Below are 25412 nucleotides of genomic sequence, written 5' to 3'. Positions count from 1 at the left end.
TGAGTCGCAGTTCCTTTATGGTTGTTTTGGACAATTACCATTAAAGGCGCTGCGGCTTTTTTATTCAAGTGTTCGGTTTAATTTTACAATCTACCTTATCAATACTTTTACTTATTGTTGTCACCATAATATTTGGCAAAATATCGGTTAAAATGGGGTTTTCATCAGTTGTTGGGCAATTATTATCAGGGGTTGTGTTAGGTGCGAGTTTTTTGAATGTGGTACAAACGAGTGATTTAATGCATGTCATTTCAGAAACGGGTGTCTGCCTGTTAATGCTGAATTCCGGTTTGGAATCTGACCTCAAGGAGATGCGAAAGTATATCAAGGCATCAACGCGTATTGCGGTACTGGGTGTGGTTGTACCGGCTATCGTATTTCCTCTAATTTGTTTATTATTAGTCTACACATTACCGATTGCTCTTTTTGCGGGTGTTGTTTTTTCTGCCACATCAATATCGATCACATTAGCAGTATTGTCTGAACAAAAGCAATTAGCTACGCCAATGGGCGCCATTATAATATCAGCAGCTGTGCTTGATGATATTATTGCGTTAGCAGCTGTCACGTTGTTTTCAATAGTTATTGGTGGCGGTACTTTAGGGATTAGTAGTTTATTACCATTAATCGCTTTTGCTGTTGGTATTTTATTACGAAAATTGTCATTTTCAGCGTTTATTGGTAAAGGGACCACGAGGATAGGACAGTGGTTCTTCTATCCAGTCTTTTTTGGTTCGATTGGATTAACAATTACAGTTCAAGGATTAGGTGATAAAATTCTGCCAATTATTATTTTTAGCCTGTTAGCCGTCATCACAAAATTTGTCGGCTCATCAATTGGTGCTAGGCTGTCCGGCTTGAGTCGTCGCGTAGCTTATGCGATTGGTGCTGGCATGATATCAAGAGGTGAAATGGCACTAGTTATTATTCAAATTGGACTATCTTCACATATCATTAATTCTGCCACGTCTAGTGAGTTCATCGTGACTGTGATTATTTCAACTATCGTAGCGCCACTGATGATGAAGCCATTATTTGCAAAAGTTTAGCTGACTTATTTGTGATGAAAGTATGAGTTAAAAGCCCGATGTTTTAGACAGTGTTGCTTGTCTAAAACATCGGGCTTTTAATTAATCCATACGACGAATGATTAATTGACTACCAAACGGATCGGTTAACCAGAGCTCGTTTGCTACAGGAGCAATGTTTTGATCAATTAGGTTGGTTTTAAGTAAATTAAAGTATGTGTGATCGACTGATACGGTCCAATTGAGCAAACCAGTATCATGTGCTTGGCGCAGTGTGGCATCAGGGCCTAACCAAGTATTATAGGCGTGATGATGGTGGTAGTGATTATGCGAATAGAAATGCGCACTGTCACCAACGGTTGATGTGAGTGCCATTTTCAAGGCGTCGATAAAAAACGCATTGCCACGGGTCAGATTATTACCAACAAAATGAAGATGACCGATGGCCATCTTAGCGGGGAACCCTGACCAATCAGTTTGTTTTTGTTGAAGTAATGCTTGAGCATCAACATCTTTTGTTCCCATTTGAACCAAGTCATTGTCCCATTGCCAAAGTTCTTTAGGGCGGTCATGGTAAAGTTCAATGCCATTGCCATTAGGATCATTTAAATAAAAGGCCTCGCTGACATCATGGTCACCAGCACCTAAAGGATATTCAATTAATAGTAAGCGTTCAATGATACTTGCCAAGGAAGCTGTGTCAGGGAACAGTAGCGCGAAATGATACAGTCCTTGATGCGGTTGGGTATTTTTATGACCATCAAATTGCAGTGTTAAAAATGGCGCATCACTTTTTGTGAAGGCATAAGAATAGACTTGGTGAGTCTCTTGGCTTTCTATCAAACCTAAAATATCGCGGTAGAAAGTACGCATCGCTGGTTCATTGTCTGCTCGTAGCGTTAAGTGTTGAATGTTATAAGTGATATTTAGCATGTTTTTTCTCTTTACTTATTATTTATAAGTAATATTAATGTTTTTTACAGGTTTTGTCTAGCAAAAACATAACATAAAAAAGTAGTCATCGTTATTTTTGTTGTCTACAAATTATGGTTATGATAAATCATGTTATGAAGTTGATTAATCTAGATTATAATTTATAAATTAAATTCACCCTGTATTTTAACATTGTGTCATAAAAAACTGGTATGTCAAAAATAATCGTTGACAAGTTATTGGTTTGTATGTAAAATAGATTCTAATATAAATGTGGATGAGATGAGTAATACTTAAAACTTTATTAGAGAGTCTGTGATTGGTGAAAATAGGCAAAGTAACAAGCATGAAAATGGTCTCGGAGTTTGACATGAATACGAGCAAGCAAGGCATATTTGTCTCGCGCGGTAAGTTGCAATCGGTTGTCACCGTTATTGGACAGCATATAAACTTTACTTTGCTGTAATCAGTTAGTTTAAGTCGTATGTTTTGAGGTGCTGAAAGTGATTTTAGCACGAATATTGGGTGGTAACACGTTTAAACGTCCCGTAGTCTTTGATTAGACTACGGTTTTTTTGTGCAACTAGGCGTTACGAATGACGAGCGTACAGAAATTAATTAGAGAAGGGGGACTCGATATGCAAAATTTAACACCACAACGATTTTTTGAGATTACTCGTGCGTTGAGTATATTGCTAGGCCTCGGCTTAAGAAAGGCACGAATGTCGTCTTTTATAGATGAGTTGATACTCAAACGTAGTTTAACAATTGTTGAATAACGCATGGCAATATTAACAGAAAATAGTCGTTTAAAAATTGGATCACAACATTTATTGGAGAGTAAAAATGAGTACAAAAACTAACTTTATTATTGGTGGCATCGTTATTGTTATTGCTGGAGCAGTGATTTTAAGTCAAAAACCAGCAACTAAACATGCTCAGGCATCGAATGAGTCAACTAAAACGATAACATTAGGTTCTACAGGGGCATCATTTCCAACCTCGTATAAGGACGGGAACAAATTAGTAGGATTTGATGTGGAAGTGGCTCAAAATGCAGCTAAAAAAGCTGGGTACAAGGTCAAGTGGGTCAATGCGGACTTTGATGGCCTTTGGGGTCAACTTGATACCAACCGTATTCAAGGTATTGCTAATGCAGTTGAAAAGACCCCCGAGCGTGAGAAAAAATATACGTTTTCAAAAACATATGTCAATGATGAAACACGTATTGCCGTTAAAAAAGGTAGCACTTATAAAAAAGTGTCAGACTTAAATGGCTTACAGGTAGCAGCTGTGGCTGGATCAAATAAAATCGCTGCGTTACAGAACTTCAATAACAAAATAAATATATCACCATTTGAAAATAGAGATGGTTCAATTCAAGCTGTGTTGTCAAATAAGTCGGTAGGGTTAGTGAATTCAGGATCTATTTTGTCTGCGACTATTGCACAGAAAAAATTAGACTTACGCTTACTACCTGATGTTGTCAGCAAATCGGAAATTGCTTTTGCTTTTGCTAAAAATGATACTGGTAAAAAATATGATAAGGCACTCAATAAGGGATTAGTTGCTATTGCAAAAGATGGCACGTTAAAAAAGTTGTCAATTAAATATTTTGGATCTGATGTGACTAATCATGAGTTAGAGCAATAATGAATTTGCTAATAAGGATATAAGAAAGGTAATTGTAAATGAAGTGGGAACCAGTACGTTTAAGTCCTGTTGAATATGTTAATGAAGTGGGCATTTTAAAACAGATAAATCAAATCATATCAGAAAAAAATTACCTAGAACCGGTTATTTTAACTGATGACCGTGTGATTCAAGTCAGTAAGTCTTTTCTGCCTAATAGTTTTTATGAACATCATCGTGTAATTATTTTTAAGGGGCATGCGACTTATGCTGAAATTGACCGCATTGTCAGTTTATTGGAGTCGGCGGATGTTTTGGTTGCGTTAGGCGGTGGTCAACTATTAGATACTGCCAAAAGTGTTGTTAATAAGGGGAATATTGATTTCATTAACATACCAACAATCGCATCCAACTGCGCAGCAATCACAACCAAAAGTATGATTTATTCTGAAGAAAATCATGAGTTAGTTGGGCGACAACGTCATAACAAACCAGTGCAATTGGTGTTGGTTGATCCATTATTACTTAAGCACACACCAACGTCGTATTTGCTATCTGGGATTGGTGATACGCTGGCAAAATATTATGAAATTCGTCGCCGATTATATGTTCCAGAAGCTCAGGGTGCCGTTTTGGACATTGCAAGAACAACAATTGAAATTGCTAAAGAACGTACGTTAGAAATCAATGACTTAAATCAGATTGATGACCAAACATTTGTTAATCTTTTGGACACGATATTCTTAGTGGCGGCTTCAGTTGATGGCTTTGCGGCTACCAGAGGACGCAGTGTTGCTGCACATAGTTTTCATAATGGTTATCTTAAAGCGATTGATCATCCTGCCAAGACACATGGTGAAATTGTTGCGTTTGGTATTTTAGTTCAATTAGCTATCGAAAACGAAAAGGCCGAACTTGCCAAAATGAAAAAGTTCTATCAGACACTAGGGCTACCAACGCAACTAGCTGATTTGCATTTATCTGCACAAACTGAAACCATTCATATTATTGCTAAGTCCATTACTGCATCTGATAATGATCGTATTCAAACAGTTTATCATAATCTCACAGAACAAACGGTTTATGCTGCGATTAATTCTTTGGCGGGGTGATTCATTATGGATTTTAAAGCTTCCAATAGGCTAGTTGCCGTTGGCGATAAGTATCTAGCGGTGCAACAAGAACAAATTAAAAAGTTGCAACAACAAGGTATCAGTATTATTAATTTGGGTCGTGGTAATCCTGATCAACCAACATTTCCTGATATTGTCGAAAAGGCAAAACACGAGCTAGATAATCCAATCACACATGGTTATCCACCCTATGGTGGTAATGCTGAACTTAAATCTGTTATTCGTGAATTCTATCAAAACGAATATGGCGTCGTATTGGCAGAAAATGAGGTGACGGTACTCAGTGGCTCAACAGCTGCCTTAACAGCGTTTCCTATGGCTCTAGCAAATGTTGGTGATTTTGTCTTAACGCCGACACCTGCCTTTTTTGGCTATCACATTGGTATTACCATGAGTGGCGCCAAGTCGTGGCCGATGCTGTTGTCAGAAGAAAATAATTACTTACCAGATTTACATGCCATTCCAACGGATGTGGCACAAAAATCACCGTTGATGTTTTTAAACTATCCTCATAATCCGACTGGTGCAGGTGCAACACGAAAATTTTTTGATGAAGTCACAGCGTTTGGATTAAAAAATAAGATTGCTATTGTGCATGATTTTGCGTATGCTGACATTTCTTTTGATCATCAGGCGCCTAGTTTCCTACAGAGCGCTAGGGCTAAAGAAACTGGTGTTGAAATTTATACCATGTCAAAGGCCTTTAACATGGCGGGTTGGCGAGTTGCTTTTGCTGTGGGTAATGCCTCAATTATCAAGTTATTGAAGACATATATTCAAAACTCAGTTGGTGGGACATTTGGCGCAGTTCAAAATGCCAGTGCGTATGCTTTACAAGGACAAGGAGAGCAGCGGCAACAGTTGCGTGAATTATATTTAGATCGTCGAAATGCTGTGATCCAAGCTCTAAATCAGATAGGTTTGTCAGCCACGCATTCATCGGGAACGTTTTTTATCTGGGTTAAATTACCCAATTCAAAGACGGATGATAAAGCGTTTGCCAAAGAGTTGCTCGATCAAGCGCATGTGGCTGTTGTGCCCGGAAGTGCATTCGGGGATGCTGGTCAGGGGTATATTAGAATTAGCTTGGTTGCGCCAGTCGATGTGTTATTAAATGGTGTGACAAAAATTGGTCAATTTTTACATCGACAGACATTAGTGTAGTTATATGTCATAATTTGATGTGAGAGCAACAAATTTTTAGAAAGTTCACGTTAAGTGAACTTTTTTTATGTTGCGCTTTTCCGACTGTATTGGCGAAAGTTGATATTTGAATTTTAAAGCGTCACAAAATTGGGTTATATTCTCAAGTTATGATAAAATAAAAGTCATAATTGCGAATTTGTTCACATATTGGGTCGGCAAGTCTAGTATTTGTTATAATTTAAATTAGTTAAGGGGGGAATGATACATGAATTTCAATAATCAGAAAGTAAGAACGTCCACTTTTTCGGACAGTGGACGTATGTACAGATGGGGATTACAATCATTATTCATCATGTTTTTAGTCATGGGATTGCATATTGTGGTTCACGCGGATACCGCTTCACAGCCATCTTTAAAAATTAATAATGGTGTATTATACGGTTTTTCGGATGGGCAAGCGCAGCACATCGGTGCGACAGTAGTTATCCCAAACAATGTTACTAGCATTGCCAATACGGCTTTTTATAATCAAGGCATCGGGAAAGTAGATTTTAGTTCAGCGCATAATTTAAAATCTATTGGCGATTTTGCCTTTGCTAAAAATCATTTAAGCACGGTTAACTATCCAAATTTAGACGATAACAACTTAGGATGGTATATATTTTATGATAATGCGATTAATGTGGTCACATTTGCTAACGGTGTGACGCATATTAATGACGGTGCTTTTGCTAAAAATCCCAATTTAGCAGCGGTTAGACTACCATCAACGATCACAGCGATAGGCGACTGGTCTTTTGCTGGCGATCATTTAAATACGATTGATTTAACAACAATTAAGGACACGAATGATTTGAATGTTGGATCGGGGGCGTTTTATGGCAATCAAGCGTCTCATGTTCAGGTGCTACCAAATAACCATTTAAATGGTAGTGGTAAGCAACCAATTCGTTGGTATGGTTATGAGGCTTTCGGGAACAACACTGGCCAAGCTAATAATATTGCTAATCAATATGCGTTAAAGCATCAAACTTATGGTACCGGTACGCCAGGGAACATTAACTCAGCTAAAAGTTTTACCTACGATGTTCAAAATCCAACCGTGATTACAGGTGTCAAGTCCGGCGTAACAACGCTTGGGAAAACCATTGTGATACCAGCTCATGTCACAAAAATTGCGGACAATGCGTTTAAATCATTGGGCATTGTAGCGGTTGATTTTTCTAAGGCAGCAGGCCTTAAGCAAATTGGCAATTTTGCGTTCTATGATAATCAAATTTCAAATACGTTGACTTTGCCTAGCAGCTTGAACGCAGATATATCTGGTATTGGTTGGTATGCTTTTGCTTCGAATAATATTTCGACAATTAACTTGCCGAACAACAATATGACGGCGTTAAATGATTTTGTGTTTGCTAGTAATAAGCTAACAGGGATTAATTTGCCCAATACTTTGCAATCGTTGGGGGATGGCGCATTTTTGGATAATCAAATCAAGGATGTCACGCTACCATCAAGCCTGCAGCGTGTTGGTTCTGGTAGTTTTGTAGGTAATTTATTTAATCAGCAGCGTGCCATTGCACTAACTGCTGTTGTAAATCACATGCCATCAGAAAAAAATATTTCAGATGTTTTGTATCCTTTCGGTGTCGCAACGCCTCAAACCAATAGTGCAATCAAAAATCGATTTGTGAGAATGGCAAATGGTGAGTGGCAGTATCTAAATAATAAAGGGCTGCCATTAACAGGGCAACAAATAGTTGATGGTCATACGTATTATTTTAATCCAGATGGCACGCAAGTTAAAGGCTATTCAGTGACATTTAAGGATGGCAGTGTGCATGAATTTGATGCCAATAGTGGCGATAAATTAAAATAATAGTCAGCATAATATTTTCAATACCATAAGCCGCTAATTAACAAATTCATTTTTGTTAGTTAGCGGCTTATTATGCTGTTTGAGCCGTTAGTTTAATAACAATAGTGCTTTAGTTATCGCCGTTGACAATTTTGAAAAATTAGGTCATACTTTACATAATATAATTAAAATTAAGAGGTGTGTTGAGCATGGGATTTTTAGATAATAAAAAGATTATCGTTATGGGGGTAGCAAATAAAAGCAGTTTAGCTTATGGTTGTATGCAGGCAATTATCGACCAAGGTGGACAAGTTATTTTAACGTATCAAAATGATCGTATGAAGCGCAGTTTGGATCGATTTGTTGACGATTCAGTTTTAAAAGTTGAATGTGATGTTTCTAATCCAGAAAATATAGAAGCCGCTTTTACAACTATTGTTCAAAAAGTTGGAAAAGTTGATGGTATCGTACATGCGATTGCCTACGCCGAAAAGAGTGATTTAGATAATAAAGTGACGGATGGGACACTCGCCAGCTTTTCATTAGCTCAAAATATCAGTGTCTATTCATTAATCGCTGCTGCCAAGTATGGTCGCGAAATTATGAATGACAATGGTTCAATTGTAACCCTTACTTATATGGGTTCTGAAAGAGCTATACCTAACTATAACGTTATGGGTATTGCTAAAGCGGGCCTTGAATCAGCAGTTCGTTATTTGGCACGTGATCTCGCTGATAAAAATATACGTGTTAATGCTATCTCAGCGGGTGCTGTTAAAACATTAGCCGTTACAGGTGTTAAAAGTCATAATGACTTAATCAGAATATCAGATGAACGCACTGTTGATGGTGTTGGTGTGACGATTGAAGAAGTTGGGAATACAGCGGCATTCTTGTTAAGCCCGATTGCTAGCGGCATTGTTGGTGACACGATATACGTTGATAAAGGTACCCACCTGATTTAATTAGTTGTGTAAAAGTCAGTTAATTGAACTTGCTTATTTCTAGGACTAGGGCGTATATTTCATAGTTTAATTAAAAAAGCACATCATGGGCGATTTTTTACCCGTGATGTGCTTTTTTTGATGTCAAATAAAATTAATTGAACAAAATATGAATCAGAATCACTGCTAGAATGACTTGTATGGCACCAGTTACTAGGCCATATGCTAAGAATTTACCGCCGGATTTTTTGATCGTAGCAATTTTAAGATTTAAACCAATTCCCGCCAAGTTAACAACACCTGTGAAACTCGAAATTGATTTGGCGCTATTATTGAGCATATGTGGTAAAGAAATAACACTATTGACACAAAGTAAAATGACAAAGACGATAATAAACCAAGGAATTTTAATACCTTTACTAGGTTTTGCAATGCTGCTATCAGTATTATTTTTTTGTGCCATCTTTGCAAATATCAGTACGACGACAGTGAGTAGAATAATACGCAACATTTTAAAGAGTGTGGCGTAAGTCACAACAGTTGGGTTAATTAAAGCAGCAGTACCCACAACTTGACCGACTGATTGCACGACACCGCCAACTAATGCACCAAGTAATAAATTATTGTTGCCAACTAAATAAGGACCGATGACAGGGAGGACAAGAAGTAGTACGACACCTGTCAAACTGACAGTTGCCACGGCAGTTCGACGTTGATCATCAGTTGCACCGATTGCTGGTGATACCGAAGCAATCGCACTGGAGCCACAGACAGCGTTACCAGCACCCATCAGCATGGCAGATTGCTTGGATACTTTAAAGAGACGACCACCTAGCCAAAGAACAATCACAATTGTTAACGTCATCTGAATTAAAATGAAGACGAGACCGTTGATACCTAATTTTTCTATTGTTCGTAATGTGACAGTTAGTCCCATCAAGGCAATACCAATTTCAATCGGAAATTTTTCAGCCCATTTTATGCCTGGTGCCCACATATCACCAGTTAAGACGGTATTTCCTAGAACAATACCTAGAAGCATAGCAATGGCTTCAGCACCTAGAAAAGGCAGCCACAAGGCCAATATTTTGGCAACAAATGACAGGATTACCGTTGCGATGATACCATTAATCATATTAATTTTTATTCTCATCGATATTTCTCCTAAAAATTTTATCACATTTTATCCTACCGCTAAGTTTGCTATTTGTAAAATAAATATTTATAATGTGATTGATTAATAAATTAAATAGGAGAGATGATGTTTAAGCTATTGCAAACGTTTATTGCGGTTTATGAAACAAGATCATTTTCAAAAGCAGCTAGTCAATTGTTTATTTCACAACCAACAGTTAGTGTTCATATTAAACAATTAGAAGAAAAATTGACCGTACGTTTATTCGAACGTAATGGGCATACAGATCTTTACCCAACTAATAATGCCAGGCGTTTTTATCAACATGCGCTGCATTTACTAGATGATTGGCAGGCTGCAACTGCTAGTCTGACTATTGAAGCAAATCCAGTAAAAACACAAGTTGTCATCGGGGCTTCACAGACTACTGCAACTGTATTATTACCCAAAATTTTTGAGAAACTCCCCCTAGAAATACGACATCGTGTGCATTTTAAAATCGAAATGCATAATTCCGAAGAAATATTAGTAGGTGTATTGAATAAGCAATTCGATTTAGGATTAATCGAAAAGCCAATTACACATGATTTTATTGTGCGCGATAGCATTGCTGTCGATCAATTAGTTTTAGCAGGGGATCTGTCTTCTGATACCTGGCTAGTGCGTGAAAAAGGTTCAGGCGTTTACCATTATATGCAACAATACTTTAAACAAGAGTATATTGTACCGTCGCAATTTTTAACCATTAGTAATAATGACGTCATTGTTAAAATGTTGTCAGCAGGCATTGGTAAATCTATTGTGAGTATCCAATCATTACCCGAACATGTGCCATATCAAACTTTATCAACAGCATTTAATCGTGATTTTTATTTGATACATCATCAACATCAACGTACTGATCTCAATGACATTATTATGGCTTTAGAAAGTATTGCTAAAAAGTTGTAAAAACAAATAATAATAGTACATCATTGTTTAATGTTCGTGTTAAAGGGTGTTACAATGGACAAGTCTATTAAGACAAATAAAAAAAGGGGTAGATATCTGCGCGTTAAGTGTGAAGGAGACGGAATGTGAGCCTTCAACGAAATAAAAATATCAGGTGTTTTGAATCAACGAGAACCAGTGATATTTTTATGCGATGCAGATATCACATTCACCACTATATTGTTTTGCGGTGAGCGCTCCACTCGGAGGTTCAGAACTATGGCAGTTCAAAATATTACTCATGGTGTCAAAGACACCTGGTCACTACCCAAGTTAGACATACGTCAATTTGTGGTACTTGCGTTACTGATGGCGCTTGATATAGCGTTAGGCAAACTAACTGTGGGCACTAACGTGTTAAAAATTAGCTTTGTCTTTGTTGCTATGTCATTAATTGCAAAATGGTATGGGCCACTTTGGACAATGCTAATTGCAGCCATTCTAGATGTTGTCAATGCAACCATTATTACGCCTAGCGGTGCATTTTTTCTTGGTTTCACATTATCGGCTGTTAGTGCCGGTTTGATTTATGCGTTGTTTTATTATAATCAAGCGCATGTGAGTTGGTGGCGTATTCTAGGGGCAGTGGGATTAGTAACGCTTGTTGTTAATATCGGTATGAATACATTGTGGCTGTTTATCATGTATTCACAGGTACAAACATGGCATACTTTTGTCACATTATTATTACCACGTGCTATTAAATCGATAATCATGTACCCAATACAGGTTATTATTACCTATATTTTCTTGAACAATGCAGCTGTTAAGCAAGCGACAAAACAAATTTTTCATCGATGATGGCTAGAGGCAACTGAGGTTGCTTTTTTATTGCCATTAAAAATTAACAATGGTAGAATTAGAAAACGACTGTTTTAGGGGGAGAGTTATGTCAGCTTGGGGCGCACTAACAGATTTTTTTAAGCGATATACAAGTTTTCGTGGTACCAGCTCACGTCGTGCATATAATTGGATGACTTGGTTTTGGGGTGTTATCTATGTGATGATCGCAGTGATCATCATTGGCGTTGCAGGCTTAGGTTCTTTTCTTGGTAAACATGGTGAAGTCGCGACTGATACGAGGCCACTATTAGGCACAATTATCTTAGTTCTGTTAATTTCACTCATGATGTCAATTATTGTGATTATACCTAATTTGGCACTTTACAGTCGACGATTGCATGATATGGGCTATTCTGGTTGGTGGCAAGTTGTACCTTTGATCATTAATGTGGTCATTACGCTGGGTATCATGTATTTTGGAAAATCAGAATCTGATTTGTCATGGGGACCAAGTGTGATAAGTTTTGGATTCAGTTTGTGGTTATCGTTTATGCCCTCAAAAACAAATACACGCTACAGCTAAAAGGATATAAAAAAACTGCTAATCGTTAATGATTAGCAGTTTTTATGTTAATTACCTCTAATGTCACCGTGTACTAGGTGAGTGAAGATGTGTTTATCAGTCCAGGCAATATTGCGACCTTGAAAGAAAAATGACAGTACTGTACCAAATCCCAATGCCACAAAGTGATGGCTAAAAGCAAAAGCAATCAACGATAGCGCAATGGCAGCGGCAAAATTGCTCATTTGTGCTTTCGAGGCATTACCATGAAAATAGTCGAAGCGTAAAATGTTAGTCAGATCATCCAACGGATGCATAATCCAATTCACACGTTGATAAATTGAAATCGCAACACCAATGGTCCAAATCGCAAAAACGTCTATTGGTATTCGTAACCACCAAGCTATTTCATGAATACCTATACTAATGAAATAGTTTGAAAAAAGACTCACTAAGAAGCTAAATGATAAACCGAAAATAACATTTCCTAGCAGGCGCAGCCAATTGAAACTCATGGCTAGAAACATATTGAGAAAAGCGACAGCAATAGCAGTTAGTGCTAAGAAAATGCCAATTTGAATTCCGGTGGCATTTGCTAGGTTAGCAGCACTAGCGGTCCACGGTGCAGAACCCATAGTTGACGCCACACTGAGGCCGTTTCCAAAAGAATTCAGCACGAGCGAGATCATAAAAAAGCTGACCTTTTGTTTTAAACCGAGTTGATAAAATTGCCCATCAATATAGTACATACATTTCTCCCAAATGTCATAATATTCTCATTATAACTAATATTAGGATGATATGGTTGTTTTTATGTGAAGTTTTCAAAATGATATGTTTACATTTTCACAAATAAGGCGTATATTCTTATTTGTAAAGATCATTTTGTTGAAGAAAGGAAATTATTATGAGTAAAGTAGCATTAGTAACTGGTGCAGGGCAAGGAATTGGTGAGGCGATTGCGCATCGTCTAGCAAATGATGGATTTAAGCTTGCGTTGGTAGGGCGTCATGTTGAAAAAGTGCAGAGAGTAGCTGATGATATTAAAACGCAAGGTGGTGAAGCGATTGCCATTAAAGCAGATGTTGCGAAGCGTGATGAAGTCTTTGCGGCAGTAGCAGCAACGCAATCAGAATTTGGTGATTTGAATGTCATTGTGAACAACGCTGGTGTTGCACCAACGACACCAATCATGGATGTTACAGAAGATGACATGAATTGGACATGGGGCATTAATGTCAATGGTGTTGTTTGGGGGACTCAGGCAGCTACTGAAGCATTTAAAGCTTTCTTTGGGGCATGGTGGTAAGATTATTAATGCCACGTCACAAGCAGGTGTTGAAGGCAACCCTAATTTAACTGTTTGTGGTTCAACAAAGTTTGCTATTCGTGGGATTACACAAACAACAGCCAAAGAATTAGCCCAATTTGGTATTACAGTCAATGCTTTTGCACCAGGAATTGTCAAAACACCTATGATGTGGGATATTGCCCATGAAGTCGGTCAAAATGCTGGTAAAGATGATGACTGGGGGATGGCACAATTCTCAGATGGTATTGCACTAGATCGTTTGAGTGAACCAGAAGAAATTGCTAGTGTCGTCGGTTTCTTGGCTAGTGATGATTCAAATTATGTGACAGGTCAAACGATTATTGTTGATGGTGGTATGGTATTCCGTTGATTACTTGACTAACATGTAGTATTTGTGTTGCAATAAAGAAATTTAGTTTAATTAATTATTATAATCGGGATGAACATTAATGTTTATCCCGATTTTGTTATTGGCGAATTATTAAAGGAAAATATGATGATACGTTATTTAAAATCTGAAAAGATAAAATATTTATTTTGGGGCGTTGTGACGACATTAGTCTATTTTGTAGTACGTTTTATATCAATGGGACTCCTACATCAGGCTATGTTACCTGTACTGATTGCACAAATTGTGACGGTTTTGTTTGCTTTTGTAGTCAATAAATTTTTTGTATTTTCGGCTGACCAAAATCGCCATATATTGGTGCAGTTATGGCGATTTATAGCTGGTAGGCTATTCGTGGCGGGAATTGATTTTCTGTTAACCTATATTATGATTGAACGGTATCGTGGTGTTTTCATTCACTTATTGCGACTGGACACCATTAACTTTCAACTATTTCCTTTTGGATTATCGTGGGTACATCGTTGGATGTATGATAGTATATCATTGAATAGTGTGATTGCTGTGTTTTTAATTCAGATCATTGCAATTGTGGCCAATTATTTTATCTCTAAATTTATGATTTTTGATTAATAAATATTAGGAGATCAGTAAAAAATAGTGTCTGTGTATTATTTTGTACACGGACACTATTTTTTTCTTAAACATGTGATGTCATTGTGTTTTATACGGTGTTTGTGTTTTTAAACACAAACACCGTATAAAAAGTAAAACGCTTACAAATGGCTTTGAAACAGCTTTTGTAAAAACATTCACAAAAAGTTTGCATTTTCAAAGCAAGTGTTATATACTTATATTGTTAAGAAATGAGCAAACAATAAAAGGAGCACATTCATTATGGTAGAAACAATTATAAAGAAGCCTGCAAAGAAGGTTTTGACACCCGAAGAAAAGGCAGAATTACAAACTCAAGCAGAAAAAATGACGGCAGAATTAGTTGAAAAATCACAAAAAGCTTTAACAGCATTTTCAACATTTACACAAGAGCAAGTTGATAAAATTGTCGCAGCAATGGCATTAGCTGGCTCAGAAAATTCACTCGTACTTGCTCATGCAGCTCATGACGAGACTGGTCGTGGTGTCGTTGAAGATAAAGATACAAAAAATCGTTTTGCATCGGAATCTGTTTACAACGCTATCAAATTTGATAAAACTGTTGGTGTAATCAGTGAAGATAAAATTCAAGGAAAAGTTGAGTTAGCAGCGCCACTCGGTGTGCTTGCCGGTATTGTGCCAACTACGAATCCAACATCAACGACAATTTTTAAGGCTATGTTGACAGCGAAGACACGTAATACAATTATCTTTGCATTCCATCCACAAGCACAAAAGTCATCAGCACTCGCCGCAAAAATTGTTTATGATGCCGCTGTTAAAGCGGGTGCACCTGAAAACTTCATCCAGTGGATTGAAAAGCCATCACTTTATGGCACAAGTGCATTAATTCAAAACAAAGGTATTGCCTCAATCTTGGCAACTGGTGGACCAGCGATGGTTAACGCAGCCTTGAAGTCAGGAAATCCATCAATGGGTGTTGGTGCGGGAAACGGTGCAATCTATCTTGATGCAACTGTTGATACTGATCGTGCTGTATCTGATTTACTTTTGTCAAAGCGTTTTGACAATGGTATGATCTGTGCGACTGAGAATTCAGCAGTCATCCAGGCACCAATTTATGATGAAGTGCTACAAAAGATGCAAGAACAAGGGGCATATTTAGTTCCTAAAAAAGATTACAAGAAGATCGCTGATTATGTTTTCAAACCAAATGCTGAAGGATTTGGTGTAGCAGGGCCCGTGGCAGGTATGTCAGGTCGTTGGATTGCCGAACAAGCAGGTGTGCAGATCCCTGAAGGTAAAGATGTCTTGCTGTTCGAGTTAGACCAAAAGAATATTGGTGAAGCATTATCATCAGAGAAGTTATCACCATTGTTGTCAATTTATAAAGTTGAAAAACGTGAAGAAGCAATTGAAACAGTACAATCACTGTTGAACTATCAAGGCGCTGGACACAATGCTGCTATCCAAATCGGATCACAAGATGATCCATTTATTAAAACCTATGCGGATGCTATTGGTGCTTCACGTATCTTAGTTAACCAACCTGATTCAATTGGTGGTATTGGTGACATTTATACAGATGCTATGCGTCCTTCTTTGACGCTTGGTACCGGATCATGGGGGAAGAATTCATTGTCTCACAACTTATCAACATACGACTTACTCAACATTAAAACAGTTGCTCGTCGCCGTAATCGACCACAATGGGTTCGTTTACCTAAAGAAGTTTATTACGAAGCCAATGCGATTACGTATTTGCAAGAATTGCCAGCAGTTAAGCGCGCATTTATTGTTGCCGATCCTGGTATGGTGCAATTCGGATTTGTTGGTAAGGTCTTGAGCCAATTAGAGTTGCGTCAAGAACAAGTTGAAACAAACATCTATGGTTCAGTGAAACCTGATCCAACCTTGTCTGAGGCAGTTGGCATTGCACGTCAGATGGCTTCATTCAAACCTGATACAGTAATCCTATTAGGTGGTGGTTCGGCACTTGATGCGGGAAAGATCGGTCGCTTCTTGTATGAATACTCAACACGTCATGAGGGTATTTTGGAAGACGAGGAAGGTATCAAAAACTTATTCATGGAATTGCAACAAAAGTTCATGGATATTCGTAAGCGTATCGTTAAGTTCTACCATGCGCGTTTGACACAAATGATTGCTATTCCAACGACGTCTGGTACTGGTTCAGAAGTAACCCCATTTGCGGTGATTACTGATGACCAAACACATGTTAAGTATCCATTAGCTGACTATGAATTGACACCAGAAGTAGCTATTGTGGATCCAGAATTTGTCATGACAGTGCCAAAGCGTACAGTAGCCTTTTCTGGATTAGATGCACTATCTCATGCGTTGGAATCATATGTATCAGTTATGTCTTCTGAATTCACACGACCATGGGCTTTGCAAGCGATTAAGTTGATTTTTGAAAACCTAACAACGTCATACCAATATGACCCTAAAAATCCAACCAAGGAAGGTCAAAATGCCCGTTCAAAGATGCACTATGCTTCAACATTAGCAGGTATGTCATTTGCTAACGCATTCTTAGGCATTAACCATTCATTGGCCCACAAAACTGGTGGTGAGTTCGGTTTGCCTCACGGATTGGCTATTGCCATTGCGATGCCACATGTGATTAAGTTTAATGCCGTGACAGGTAACGTTAAGCGCACGCCTTACCCACGCTATGAGACATATACAGCACAAAAAGATTATGCTGATATTGCGCGCTACCTTGGCTTGAAGGGCAATACAGATGTTGAATTGGTCGATGCTTTGATTGCTGCCGTTAAGAATTTGGCTAAGTCAGTTGAAGTTGACCAAACATTAACAGGTAATGGTGTTAAGAAAGTAGATCTAGAAAACAATATTGAAAAATTGACGGATCTTGTTTATAACGATCAGTGCACACCCGGAAACCCACGCCAACCTAGTTTGGCAGAAATTCAACAATTGTTGAGAGATCAACTTTAATAAACGATGAAAAACATCAAATTTTGATGTTTTTTTGTTTGCAAATTTCTTTAACCGTGTATATAATATATCCATAGACATTTAAAGTACATGGAAAACGAGGGCTCAAAGGCATGAAATTTTGGAAAAGCGCAGAGTGGCAGCGCATTGGTAAACTACGTGGTTTAAAGTTACTGTTATTGGGGATTACATTGATTCCTAGTATCTATGCAGTGATCTTTTTGTCATCACTGTGGGATGCATATGGTAATGTAAATAATTTGCCAGTGGCCGTTGTTAACCAAGATCAATCGGCTAAGATTAATGGTAAAAATCAGCATTTAGGTTCTGATTTAGCTGACAAGTTAGTCAAAGAGCAACCCTTGAAGATCAGTGAGGTATCTAATAAGAAAGCACAGGATGGCTTGAAGCAAGGCAAATACTATATGACCATCACGATACCAAGTGACTTTACCAAGAACGCAGGGACATTATTAAGTGATCAACCTATAACGTCAAAAATTAAAATTTCGCATAATGCAGGGACCAGCTTCATTGCTGAAAAAATGACGAGCTCAGCAGCTGATAAAATTCAAGCAAGTGTGACACGGTCGCTTCAAAAGGTTTACAATGAAACCATTTTATCAGCCACTAAATCATCACAAAAAGGCTTACAGGCGGGATCAGATGGTGCCAGCAAACTCAACAATGGTGTAGGTCAATTGTCTGACGGCACCAAAAAATTGAATGATGGCGCAGAGTCATTAACTTCGGGAACATCTACTTTGGCTCAAGGGGTAAGCCAATACACAAATGGTGTGTCACAAGTCAATAATGGTGCTAATCAACTGGCTGGTGGTGCGAATTCAGCAGCTACAGGTGCTAACCAATTGGCATCAGGCACATCACAACTAGCCCAAAACACACCACAATTAGAAGCCGGTAGTCAACAATTGGCTGCAGGTGCACAAGAACTAGCTATACAACTGCAGAAAGTTAGTGCGCAAATTGATAGTCAGCAAAAGGCAAAATCAGCAGATCTCAATAAGTTAGATACAGGATTAGCGCAATTAACAGAAGGCTTAAAAAATATACAAAATACGTTGAATAGTAATTCAGTACCAAATGTGACTGTTGATGATGGTGCGATTAAAAAGGCAAGTAGTGATCTAAATACTGGTTTGACAAATTCAGGAGCGGCAACTGCCAAACTCAAGGGACAGCTTGAACACATGACAAAAGATCCAAAATTTGTTACGTTTTTGCAACAAAATCCAGAAATAGCACAACAAATTCAGGGAATGTCTGAAACGTCGCAACAATTAGGCAGCGGGCTAACCAGTAGTGTTGTGGCGGCTAAAGAGATGAATGCTGCCTTACAACCATTACAAGAAGCTTTACCATCTTTGAAAGCACTACAGTCACAACTAACCACAGCATTGCCCAAATTAGAACAATTGAGCCAAGGTGCACAAGCAACAGAAGGTGCTCGTCAAGCAATCAAGCAACTTAACGACAGTCTAACAACGATAAGTACTGGTTTGTCACAACAAGCAGTGCCAGGCGCTCAAAAACTAGCTGATGGCGCAGCCACTTTAAATGCCGGTCAAAAACAAGTCACTGCTGCCTCATCACAACTCAACAATGGTGCTAGCCAACTAGCACGTGGTAATAGCCAGTTAGCTACTGGCACAAGTCAACTAAATAGTGGTTTAGGACAATTAGCAAGTAAAGGTGGTGCTTTGAACAACGGTGCTGGTCAGTTAACTCAAGGGGCGCAACAACTAGCGACTGGAACGTCACAAGCTGCCTCCGCATTAGGTCAAGTACAAAATGGCACGGCAACACTAGCAGCTAAGTTAGCTGATGGTGCGATTCAATTGAATGCCGTACACAATAATAAAGGCAACGTCACAGCACTCACACAACCAGTTAAAAGTTCACAAAATAATTTATCTCATGTGGCAAACAATGGCACAGGTATGGCACCGTACATGATGTCAGTTGGTTTATTTGTCGGAATGATTACATTAAGCACGATTTATGACTTCATGACTGTTGCTAAGAAACCACGTAGTGGCTTCGCATGGTGGGCAGATAAACAAACGGTTAACTTTCCAGTCTGGATTGGTCAGGCACTTGTGATGACAACATTGTTGATATTAATTGATGGCTTAAATGCTGCAAGACCTGTGATGGTTTTTGTTGTCGCGCTAGCAGCAGCATTCTCATTTAATCAATTAGTTTTGTTTTTCAATGTACTGCTTGGTAAACTTGGGTCAGGCATCATGTTAATTTTGATGGTACTGCAACTGAGTGCCAGTGCTGGATCGTACCCTATAGAGTTATCGAACGAATTCTTTAGGGCAGTCCATCCATGGATGCCAATGACTTACTCAGTTCATGCGTTCCGTGAAACAATATCTATTGGTGGTAGCGTCGCTACAGATTTGACGGTACTATTATCAGTTGGTATGATATCAATGGTGTTGACATGGGGTGTCTACCACTGGAAATTGCAACATAATCAAATGCTATGGGCGGACTGACATTATTTGAATGGTCATATCTTGTCTGCTAAATTTAACTGATTGATTTTAAATTGGAGAACATTATGAAAATGTCAAATGCCGTTGAACAAAGTTTAGTCGTCTTGGTGATGCTTGCTTTGCAAAAAGATGAGTTGCCTGTTAAAAGTTACTTATTAAGTGATCGGCTGGAAGTGTCAGAATCATATTTGAAAAAAACGATGCGAAAATTAGTCGTGGCTGGTATTGTGCAAGCGATTGCGAGTAAGGAGGGCGGCTTTAAATTAGCGCGCCCAGTTTCTCAAATTACATTATTAGATGTCTATCAGGCAATTGAAGGTATGGGAAGCTTTATCCATTCTACGCAACTTGCTGATCGTATTTTCTTAAACCAAGAATCAAATAAACGCATAGAAGATGTTCAGCAAGCATTAGCAGTAGCTACTAATGATGTTTTGACAGTGTTCAATGAGGCGGAACAAGACTTCAAAAACCGATTAGAAAATTATACAATTGCTAAATTACTACAACACATTAATGTTGATGCTTTTGGAAAAATTGATTGGCGACAAGTTCATCTTACTGTTGATTAACGACTTTCGGGTCGTTTTTTTTGACTAGACGTGTTGTTAATGTAAGCGCTTTCTAAATATGCTACAATCTTTTTAACAAACAACAAAATTTAATCGTGATATGGAGGTTACGGTAGTATGAATTTAAATTATTTAGCGATTGATATTGGTGGGACAAATGTGAAATACGGTATTGTGAACCGGGCTGGTCAACTGATTGAAAGGCATAGTGAGCCAACACAATCTGAAAATTTAACCGTATTTTTGGCGCAATTACAACATATTATTAATAGGTATGCCAAAACAATCAAAGGGTTAGGAATTAGTGTGCCGGGTAAGGTCGATCATCATGATGAAACGATTTATGGTGGCGGGGCCCTCACCTTTTTGGACAAGATAAACTTACCCAAAATGTTAGACATTCAGGTGCCTGTGGGTATCGAAAATGATGGTAAAGCAGCAGCACTTGCTGAACTATGGTTGGGTAATTTAAAGGGTATTAGTAATGGCGCCGCTATCGTATTAGGAACGGGTGTTGGCGGTGGACTAGTTTTAAATGGTGAATTATTCACTGGAACACACTTTCAAGCCGGCGAGTTGAGTTTCTTGTCGTATCATTCAAATATGTCTTTTGATCATTTTGAAGGGTCCCTTGGCAGTGCTGTTAAGATGATTGAGCGTGTAGCTGTTGCTTTGAGTATGCCTGACAAGCACGATGGATTGAAAGTATTTGAAGCTATCAATCAGCGTCATGAAGTGGCATGGCCAATTTTTGAGGCTTATGTTATGGAAATTGCACTATTGATTTACAATGTCCAGACAGTGGTTGACCTAGAACGTTATGTCATTGGTGGCGGTATTTCTAGTCAACCGATTGTAACAACTGAGATTGAAAAAGCTTATCATCAACTATTTGAGCGTAATACTGTCGTGGCACAGACATTAACCAAAGCAGAAATTTTGCCAAGCCATTTTAGTAATGATGCTAATTTATATGGGGCAATTTATAACTTACTGCTAAAAATTGATAGTAAAGTTTAATAATTTGATATACGATGTCAGGTTGGCATCTGTAGTATCTTTTTTAGGACTTGTAAATTATGTCGTGTACGATATAATTTATATATACAACATATATTAAGGAGTTAAGATGGCAACAGATAAACATCTTTATGATGAACTGTGTTTATCAGTTTATAATACAAATCGCTATTTTCATCGATTATATGCGCAAGTTTTAGAGCCATATGATTTATCTTATTTACAATATATGAGCTTGCTCATTATTGATAGGCGTGGTGCAGTAAATATGATGGACATTGGGACGGAACTTGAGTTGTCAAGTAATACGTTGACGCCAGTTATTGATAAGCTGGTCCAAAAAGGCTGGCTTTCAAAAATTCAAAGTAAACAGGATAAGCGAGTTAAACTTTTGTCCATAATTGTTGATAAAAAACAATTATTTCAAAAAATTCTTAATGAAGTCGATGCTATACGTGCAGTTTTACTTAAACGTAGTAATCGACCGCTAAGCGATGTCTTAGAAGACAACCAAGCGCTTAATCTTGTGTTACAGCAAATAATAGCAGAAAAGGAAGAAAAGTAGATAATGTATGATGTGATTTTTATTGGTAGTGGGCATGCTGCCTGGCACGGTGCACAGATATTAGCACGTGCTGGTAAAAAAGTGGCACTTATTGAAGAAAATAAAGTTGCGGGGACATGTACAAATTTTGGTTGTAATGCTAAGATTTTGTTAGATGGCCCAGCGGAAATGATTCATCACTTGCATCATTATCATGGTATTGGTATTAATCAGACACCAGATATTATTTGGCCAGAATTGATGGCGTACAAACATGAAGTGATTGATCCATTATCAGATGGCTTAGCTCATATGTTGTCAGTCGATGGTATTGATATTATCGCAGGTCATGCTAAATTTATGACAGCGCGGTCAATCACAGTCGCAGGTGAAACGTATACGGCTGAGCAATTTGTCATTGCAACTGGCCAACGTCCAGCTAAATTGCCAATTGTTGGTTCCGAACTAACGCACGACAGTACAGATTTCTTAGATTTACCAGATATGCCAAAATCAATGGTATTCATTGGTGCCGGTTATATTGCGATGGAATTTGCATCAATTGCACACGCTTCTGGTAGTCATGTGACACTGATTGAACATGGTGATCGCGCATTGACTGGGTTTGATGCCGATTATGCAAAAGTTGTGGTGGCCGATATGACAGAAAAAGGTATTAAATTTGCCTTTAATCATACAGTTTCGGGTGTGTCGGCAGTTGAAAATGGTCAATATCTTGTGACAACAGCACAGGGTGATAGCTACCAAGTTGATTATGTGATGGATACAACTGGACGTGTGGCGAATACAGAAAACCTTGGTTTGGAAAATATTGGGGTGCTATCTGATCGTCAAGGTATCTTAGTTGATCATCATTTACAAACGCGTGTACCTAATATTTATGCGAGTGGGGATGTTATTTCAAAGCCAATTGCACGGTTAACACCGACAGCAACTTTTGAATCACATTACATTGCTAGTATGCTACTTGGGGACAAGAAGCCAATTGCCTACCCAGCTATTCCAACAGTTGCTTTTACGCTACCGCGTATCGCACAAATTGGCGTGACAACGGATGAAGCGAAGAAACGATCTGATTTAACAGTTATTGAAATACCTTATGGTCAAATCATGCGTTTCCAGACGTTAAATGATGTGCATGCAGCCATCAAAATCGTGATGAATCAAGATAAACATTTGGTTGGTGCCGCTTTAATAGGCGACTTTGCACCAGAAGTGATCAATGCATTGGTACCAGTCATTAATAAGCAATATACAAGTGAAGACATTAAGTCTCAAATTTTTGCTTTTCCGACACATACTGGTATTGTGTTACCCATGATCGCGAATTACTTAGCTTAAAAGTTAGGAGAAAAAATATGCGAGCAGCAGTTATTAATCAATATGGAGATAAGGATCAATTAAAAGTTGTTGATATAGTCGTACCCACAATTGGAGATGATGAAGTCTTGGTTGAAAATGTAGCAGCAAGTATTAATCCAATCGATTACAAGGCACGTCAAGGGTTGTTGCAACAGATGTTTCAATGGCAATTCCCTGTTGTATTGGGCTGGGATATTGCAGGTACAATCATAGCAGTTGGTGACAATGTAGATAATTTTCATGTTGGTGAAGCAGTTTTTGCACGACCAGATACTGACCCAACAGGGAAAAATGGCGCATATGCTGAGTACACGGTAGTTAAAGCTGATAAGTTAGCGCGCAAACCGGACAATATTAGTTTTGAGGAGGCTGCAGCTGTCCCATTAGCTGGGTTAACAGCGTTACAAATGTTACGCCAACTGAAAGTAACAGCTGGTCAAAAAGTGCTTATTCAAGCTGGTGCAGGTGGTGTGGGAATTTATGCCATTCAACTTGCTAAAAAATTAGGTGCGTATGTGGCGACAACTGCTAGTGAAGCTAATCGTGAATTTGTGGTGGGACTAGGTGCTGATCAAGTGATTGATTATCGGCAGGCAAATATTGTTGATGTGCTGTCAGATTATGATGCTGTGTTTGATATGGTTGGGGATGTTGATAACGGTATTGCTATTTTGAAGCCTGGCGGTCATTTTGTTACCATATCAACAATGCTTACTGAGTCTCAAAAGCAAACGGATGGCAAAACGGTTGAAACAGGGTGGTTAGATACCAATGGGCAAGATTTAGAGCAATTGGCTAATGCATTTGCTGAGGAAACATTAGATATTGTGGTTGATTCTGTTTATCCATTAACAACAACGGGTATACGAGCAGCGCATGAGCGTAGCGAAACGCACCATGCACGTGGTAAAATTGTGGTACAGATTAAAAATGCTGTACAAGAGGAGAAATAAATGTTTGGATATATTGTCACTGGATTAGTTGCCATTGAAGCTATTGTTATTATGGGTATAGAAATTTTTGGTTCAGCCCCACAACAAGCGAAAGCATTTGATTTAGACGAGTCTTTTGTTAAGATACCTGAAGTGAAGGTATTATTGGGGAACCAAGGTGTCTATAATGGCTTACTTGGCGCCTTAATTTTTGCCACAATGTTCTTACTGACAGGGCACCAACAGATTTTGATGTTGCAATTAGAAATGTTATTTGTTTTAGTTGCCGCAATATATGGTAGCCTAACGGCTACACGTAAGATTATCTTAGTTCAAGGTTTGCCAGCAGCTATTGCTTTGCTTGCACTGTACTTTAACTGAATGATACGTTAGCTCAGAATCTGTTACCTCTTGAAGTAAGCGAAAACTTGATTGAAGAGGATTAATTGATTACATCTGAGTTAGATATAAATATAGTAATAAAAGTATAATCAAGATGCTGTACATTTCAAGGATGGCCTCTAGTGAAGAAGAGTAACCATATTTGGTTTAGTAATGGGATTTGTTTTATTTAAGATGTAAATGTGGAGAGTAATATGAATGTCAAACTATTAACAACTTGAAAAATTATAATATGGGATCGAGTTCAAGTCTTTAGATACCTTCGTATCTTATGTTTATTGATGGTAAAATATAGAAGGTACAATATCATGATTATTTTATAATTATGGTTAAACAAGTATATTCAGGAGAGACAATAATGAAAGAAAATATTACACGAAAAAAGTTATACAAATCTGGTAAAAGCTGGGTAGCCGCTGCCACTGTTGCCGCAGTAATAGGCGTAGCAGTCGGAACAACTACAGTTAGCGCTGATACGGTTGATGAACCAGCGATTAACAATGTAAAAGTTGTCGCGAATACGGAACCGGTTACGGCAGCGTCAGATGCGAAGGCAGCGTCAGATGCGAAGGCAGCGTCAGATGCGAAGGCAGCGTCAGATGCGAAGGCAGCGTCAGATGCGAAGGCAG

The 25412-nt window shown here is 38.3% G+C and carries 25 protein-coding genes, 1 riboswitch and 1 other annotated feature; of the genes, 22 read left to right on the top strand and 3 right to left on the bottom strand.

Annotation, left to right across the window (positions count from 1 at the left end; genetic code table 11):
• The first annotated feature begins 80 nt into the window (after positions 1 to 80).
• Positions 81 to 1049, top strand: coding sequence for a cation:proton antiporter (locus JOD28_RS09175; RefSeq protein WP_373306174.1), 969 nt, complete (start codon positions 81 to 83; stop codon positions 1047 to 1049).
• Positions 1050 to 1130: 81 nt separating this feature from the next.
• Here the strand turns inward: JOD28_RS09175 and JOD28_RS09170 are convergent, their stop codons facing one another.
• Entirely contained in the window at positions 1131 to 1961 is an 831-nt protein-coding gene (locus JOD28_RS09170) for a VOC family protein (RefSeq protein WP_204770507.1), read from the bottom strand.
• Positions 1962 to 2226: 265 nt separating this feature from the next.
• Positions 2227 to 2513 (top strand) — a binding site (T-box leader).
• 86 nt (positions 2514 to 2599) lie between these two features.
• Between JOD28_RS09170 and JOD28_RS09165 the strand changes: the two genes are divergently transcribed.
• The 6 genes from JOD28_RS09165 to fabI all read left to right on the top strand — a co-directional run bounded on the left by JOD28_RS09165 (position 2600) and on the right by fabI (position 8695).
• Positions 2600 to 2740, top strand: a complete 141-nt coding sequence (locus JOD28_RS09165; protein ID WP_204770506.1) for a hypothetical protein — start codon at positions 2600 to 2602, stop codon at positions 2738 to 2740.
• 67 nt (positions 2741 to 2807) lie between these two features.
• A complete protein-coding gene (locus tag JOD28_RS09160) occupies positions 2808 to 3614 on the top strand; it encodes a transporter substrate-binding domain-containing protein (protein WP_204770505.1) in 807 nt (268 codons plus the stop codon).
• 38 nt (positions 3615 to 3652) lie between these two features.
• The gene (locus JOD28_RS09155; RefSeq protein WP_204770504.1) at positions 3653 to 4705 is read left to right on the top strand and encodes an iron-containing alcohol dehydrogenase family protein; all 1053 of its coding nucleotides are present in this window, start codon (positions 3653 to 3655) and stop codon (positions 4703 to 4705) included.
• Positions 4706 to 4711: 6 nt separating this feature from the next.
• Positions 4712 to 5890 carry an aminotransferase class I/II-fold pyridoxal phosphate-dependent enzyme gene (locus JOD28_RS09150; RefSeq protein ID WP_204770503.1) on the top strand — a complete coding sequence of 393 codons (1179 nt, stop codon included), beginning with the start codon at positions 4712 to 4714 and terminating at the stop codon, positions 5888 to 5890.
• A 334-nt stretch (positions 5891 to 6224) separates the two neighbouring features.
• Complete coding sequence (locus JOD28_RS09145) at positions 6225 to 7751, top strand: leucine-rich repeat protein (RefSeq protein WP_373306173.1); 1527 nt, start codon at positions 6225 to 6227, stop codon at positions 7749 to 7751.
• 188 nt (positions 7752 to 7939) lie between these two features.
• Entirely contained in the window at positions 7940 to 8695 is a 756-nt protein-coding gene (fabI, locus tag JOD28_RS09140; protein WP_013102946.1) for an enoyl-ACP reductase FabI, read from the top strand.
• A 133-nt stretch (positions 8696 to 8828) separates the two neighbouring features.
• Here the strand turns inward: fabI and JOD28_RS09135 are convergent, their stop codons facing one another.
• Positions 8829 to 9827: a YeiH family protein gene (locus tag JOD28_RS09135; RefSeq protein ID WP_204770501.1), complete on the bottom strand. Its 999-nt coding sequence runs from the start codon at positions 9825 to 9827 to the stop codon at positions 8829 to 8831.
• A 108-nt stretch (positions 9828 to 9935) separates the two neighbouring features.
• Between JOD28_RS09135 and JOD28_RS09130 the strand changes: the two genes are divergently transcribed.
• The 3 genes from JOD28_RS09130 to JOD28_RS09120 all read left to right on the top strand — a co-directional run bounded on the left by JOD28_RS09130 (position 9936) and on the right by JOD28_RS09120 (position 12165).
• Entirely contained in the window at positions 9936 to 10760 is an 825-nt protein-coding gene (locus tag JOD28_RS09130) for a LysR family transcriptional regulator (RefSeq protein ID WP_204770500.1), read from the top strand.
• An 82-nt stretch (positions 10761 to 10842) separates the two neighbouring features.
• A riboswitch (THF riboswitch) is annotated at positions 10843 to 10976 on the top strand.
• A gap of 42 nt (positions 10977 to 11018) precedes the next feature.
• On the top strand, positions 11019 to 11600 hold the full coding sequence (locus JOD28_RS09125) for a folate family ECF transporter S component (protein ID WP_013975362.1): 582 nt from the start codon (positions 11019 to 11021) through the stop codon (positions 11598 to 11600).
• 88 nt (positions 11601 to 11688) lie between these two features.
• Positions 11689 to 12165: a DUF805 domain-containing protein gene (locus JOD28_RS09120; protein WP_013975361.1), complete on the top strand. Its 477-nt coding sequence runs from the start codon at positions 11689 to 11691 to the stop codon at positions 12163 to 12165.
• Between the two features lie 47 nt (positions 12166 to 12212).
• Here JOD28_RS09120 and JOD28_RS09115 read toward each other — a convergent pair whose 3' ends face one another.
• Positions 12213 to 12893 carry a DUF6198 family protein gene (locus tag JOD28_RS09115; protein WP_013975360.1) on the bottom strand — a complete coding sequence of 227 codons (681 nt, stop codon included), beginning with the start codon at positions 12891 to 12893 and terminating at the stop codon, positions 12213 to 12215.
• A gap of 158 nt (positions 12894 to 13051) precedes the next feature.
• Between JOD28_RS09115 and JOD28_RS09930 the strand changes: the two genes are divergently transcribed.
• The 12 genes from JOD28_RS09930 to JOD28_RS09060 all read left to right on the top strand — a co-directional run.
• Complete coding sequence (locus JOD28_RS09930) at positions 13052 to 13453, top strand: SDR family NAD(P)-dependent oxidoreductase (RefSeq protein ID WP_373306172.1); 402 nt, start codon at positions 13052 to 13054, stop codon at positions 13451 to 13453.
• The gene (locus JOD28_RS09925) at positions 13380 to 13826 is read left to right on the top strand and encodes an SDR family oxidoreductase (RefSeq protein ID WP_373306171.1); all 447 of its coding nucleotides are present in this window, start codon (positions 13380 to 13382) and stop codon (positions 13824 to 13826) included. Before JOD28_RS09930 ends, JOD28_RS09925 begins: the two co-directional genes overlap by 74 nt.
• A 69-nt stretch (positions 13827 to 13895) precedes the next feature.
• Positions 13896 to 14435, top strand: coding sequence for a GtrA family protein (locus tag JOD28_RS09105; protein ID WP_239531189.1), 540 nt, complete (start codon positions 13896 to 13898; stop codon positions 14433 to 14435).
• Between the two features lie 264 nt (positions 14436 to 14699).
• The gene (adhE, locus tag JOD28_RS09100) at positions 14700 to 17402 is read left to right on the top strand and encodes a bifunctional acetaldehyde-CoA/alcohol dehydrogenase (protein ID WP_204770499.1); all 2703 of its coding nucleotides are present in this window, start codon (positions 14700 to 14702) and stop codon (positions 17400 to 17402) included.
• A 113-nt stretch (positions 17403 to 17515) separates the two neighbouring features.
• The gene (locus tag JOD28_RS09095) at positions 17516 to 19930 is read left to right on the top strand and encodes a YhgE/Pip domain-containing protein (RefSeq protein ID WP_204770498.1); all 2415 of its coding nucleotides are present in this window, start codon (positions 17516 to 17518) and stop codon (positions 19928 to 19930) included.
• Positions 19931 to 19995: 65 nt separating this feature from the next.
• Complete coding sequence (locus tag JOD28_RS09090) at positions 19996 to 20502, top strand: RrF2 family transcriptional regulator (RefSeq protein WP_013975354.1); 507 nt, start codon at positions 19996 to 19998, stop codon at positions 20500 to 20502.
• A gap of 117 nt (positions 20503 to 20619) precedes the next feature.
• The gene (locus tag JOD28_RS09085) at positions 20620 to 21522 is read left to right on the top strand and encodes an ROK family protein (RefSeq protein WP_204770497.1); all 903 of its coding nucleotides are present in this window, start codon (positions 20620 to 20622) and stop codon (positions 21520 to 21522) included.
• Between the two features lie 109 nt (positions 21523 to 21631).
• A complete protein-coding gene (locus JOD28_RS09080; RefSeq protein ID WP_013102969.1) occupies positions 21632 to 22087 on the top strand; it encodes a MarR family winged helix-turn-helix transcriptional regulator in 456 nt (151 codons plus the stop codon).
• Positions 22088 to 23428 (top strand): dihydrolipoyl dehydrogenase family protein, encoded by a 1341-nt coding sequence (locus JOD28_RS09075; protein WP_187286369.1) that lies wholly within the window; start codon positions 22088 to 22090, stop codon positions 23426 to 23428.
• Between the two features lie 17 nt (positions 23429 to 23445).
• Complete coding sequence (locus tag JOD28_RS09070) at positions 23446 to 24402, top strand: NADP-dependent oxidoreductase (RefSeq protein WP_204770496.1); 957 nt, start codon at positions 23446 to 23448, stop codon at positions 24400 to 24402.
• Positions 24403 to 24762 carry a DUF1304 domain-containing protein gene (locus JOD28_RS09065; protein ID WP_013102972.1) on the top strand — a complete coding sequence of 120 codons (360 nt, stop codon included), beginning with the start codon at positions 24403 to 24405 and terminating at the stop codon, positions 24760 to 24762.
• Between the two features lie 379 nt (positions 24763 to 25141).
• On the top strand, positions 25142 to 25412 hold a 271-nt coding region (locus tag JOD28_RS09060), incomplete at its 3' end, for a KxYKxGKxW signal peptide domain-containing protein (protein ID WP_204770495.1).

Source organism: Leuconostoc rapi (assembly GCF_016908715.1).
Taxonomy (GTDB): Bacteria; Bacillota; Bacilli; order Lactobacillales; family Lactobacillaceae; genus Leuconostoc; species Leuconostoc rapi.
The sequence above is the reverse complement of the archived record's forward strand: the minus strand, read 5'-3'. Positions and strand labels throughout refer to the sequence as shown.

Bases quoted from the DNA above. Each gene is read 5' to 3' on its own strand.
- JOD28_RS09930 (WP_373306172.1), top strand. From the start codon at position 13,052: ATGAGTAAAGTAGCATTAGTAACTGGTGCAGGGCAAGGAATTGGTGAG.
- JOD28_RS09090 (WP_013975354.1), top strand. From the start codon at position 19,996: ATGAAAATGTCAAATGCCGTTGAACAAAGTTTAGTCGTCTTGGTGATG.
- JOD28_RS09115 (WP_013975360.1), bottom strand. From the start codon at position 12,893: ATGTACTATATTGATGGGCAATTTTATCAACTCGGTTTAAAACAAAAG.
- JOD28_RS09160 (WP_204770505.1), top strand. From the start codon at position 2,808: ATGAGTACAAAAACTAACTTTATTATTGGTGGCATCGTTATTGTTATT.
- JOD28_RS09120 (WP_013975361.1), top strand. From the start codon at position 11,689: ATGTCAGCTTGGGGCGCACTAACAGATTTTTTTAAGCGATATACAAGT.
- JOD28_RS09145 (WP_373306173.1), top strand. From the start codon at position 6,225: ATGTTTTTAGTCATGGGATTGCATATTGTGGTTCACGCGGATACCGCT.
- JOD28_RS09105 (WP_239531189.1), top strand. From the start codon at position 13,896: ATGAACATTAATGTTTATCCCGATTTTGTTATTGGCGAATTATTAAAG.
- JOD28_RS09095 (WP_204770498.1), top strand. From the start codon at position 17,516: ATGAAATTTTGGAAAAGCGCAGAGTGGCAGCGCATTGGTAAACTACGT.
- JOD28_RS09070 (WP_204770496.1), top strand. From the start codon at position 23,446: ATGCGAGCAGCAGTTATTAATCAATATGGAGATAAGGATCAATTAAAA.
- JOD28_RS09925 (WP_373306171.1), top strand. From the start codon at position 13,380: ATGTCAATGGTGTTGTTTGGGGGACTCAGGCAGCTACTGAAGCATTTA.
- JOD28_RS09130 (WP_204770500.1), top strand. From the start codon at position 9,936: ATGTTTAAGCTATTGCAAACGTTTATTGCGGTTTATGAAACAAGATCA.
- JOD28_RS09125 (WP_013975362.1), top strand. From the start codon at position 11,019: ATGGCAGTTCAAAATATTACTCATGGTGTCAAAGACACCTGGTCACTA.
- JOD28_RS09065 (WP_013102972.1), top strand. From the start codon at position 24,403: ATGTTTGGATATATTGTCACTGGATTAGTTGCCATTGAAGCTATTGTT.
- JOD28_RS09165 (WP_204770506.1), top strand. From the start codon at position 2,600: ATGCAAAATTTAACACCACAACGATTTTTTGAGATTACTCGTGCGTTG.
- JOD28_RS09085 (WP_204770497.1), top strand. From the start codon at position 20,620: ATGAATTTAAATTATTTAGCGATTGATATTGGTGGGACAAATGTGAAA.
- JOD28_RS09135 (WP_204770501.1), bottom strand. From the start codon at position 9,827: ATGAGAATAAAAATTAATATGATTAATGGTATCATCGCAACGGTAATC.
- JOD28_RS09170 (WP_204770507.1), bottom strand. From the start codon at position 1,961: ATGCTAAATATCACTTATAACATTCAACACTTAACGCTACGAGCAGAC.
- fabI (WP_013102946.1), top strand. From the start codon at position 7,940: ATGGGATTTTTAGATAATAAAAAGATTATCGTTATGGGGGTAGCAAAT.
- JOD28_RS09080 (WP_013102969.1), top strand. From the start codon at position 21,632: ATGGCAACAGATAAACATCTTTATGATGAACTGTGTTTATCAGTTTAT.
- adhE (WP_204770499.1), top strand. From the start codon at position 14,700: ATGGTAGAAACAATTATAAAGAAGCCTGCAAAGAAGGTTTTGACACCC.
- JOD28_RS09150 (WP_204770503.1), top strand. From the start codon at position 4,712: ATGGATTTTAAAGCTTCCAATAGGCTAGTTGCCGTTGGCGATAAGTAT.
- JOD28_RS09155 (WP_204770504.1), top strand. From the start codon at position 3,653: ATGAAGTGGGAACCAGTACGTTTAAGTCCTGTTGAATATGTTAATGAA.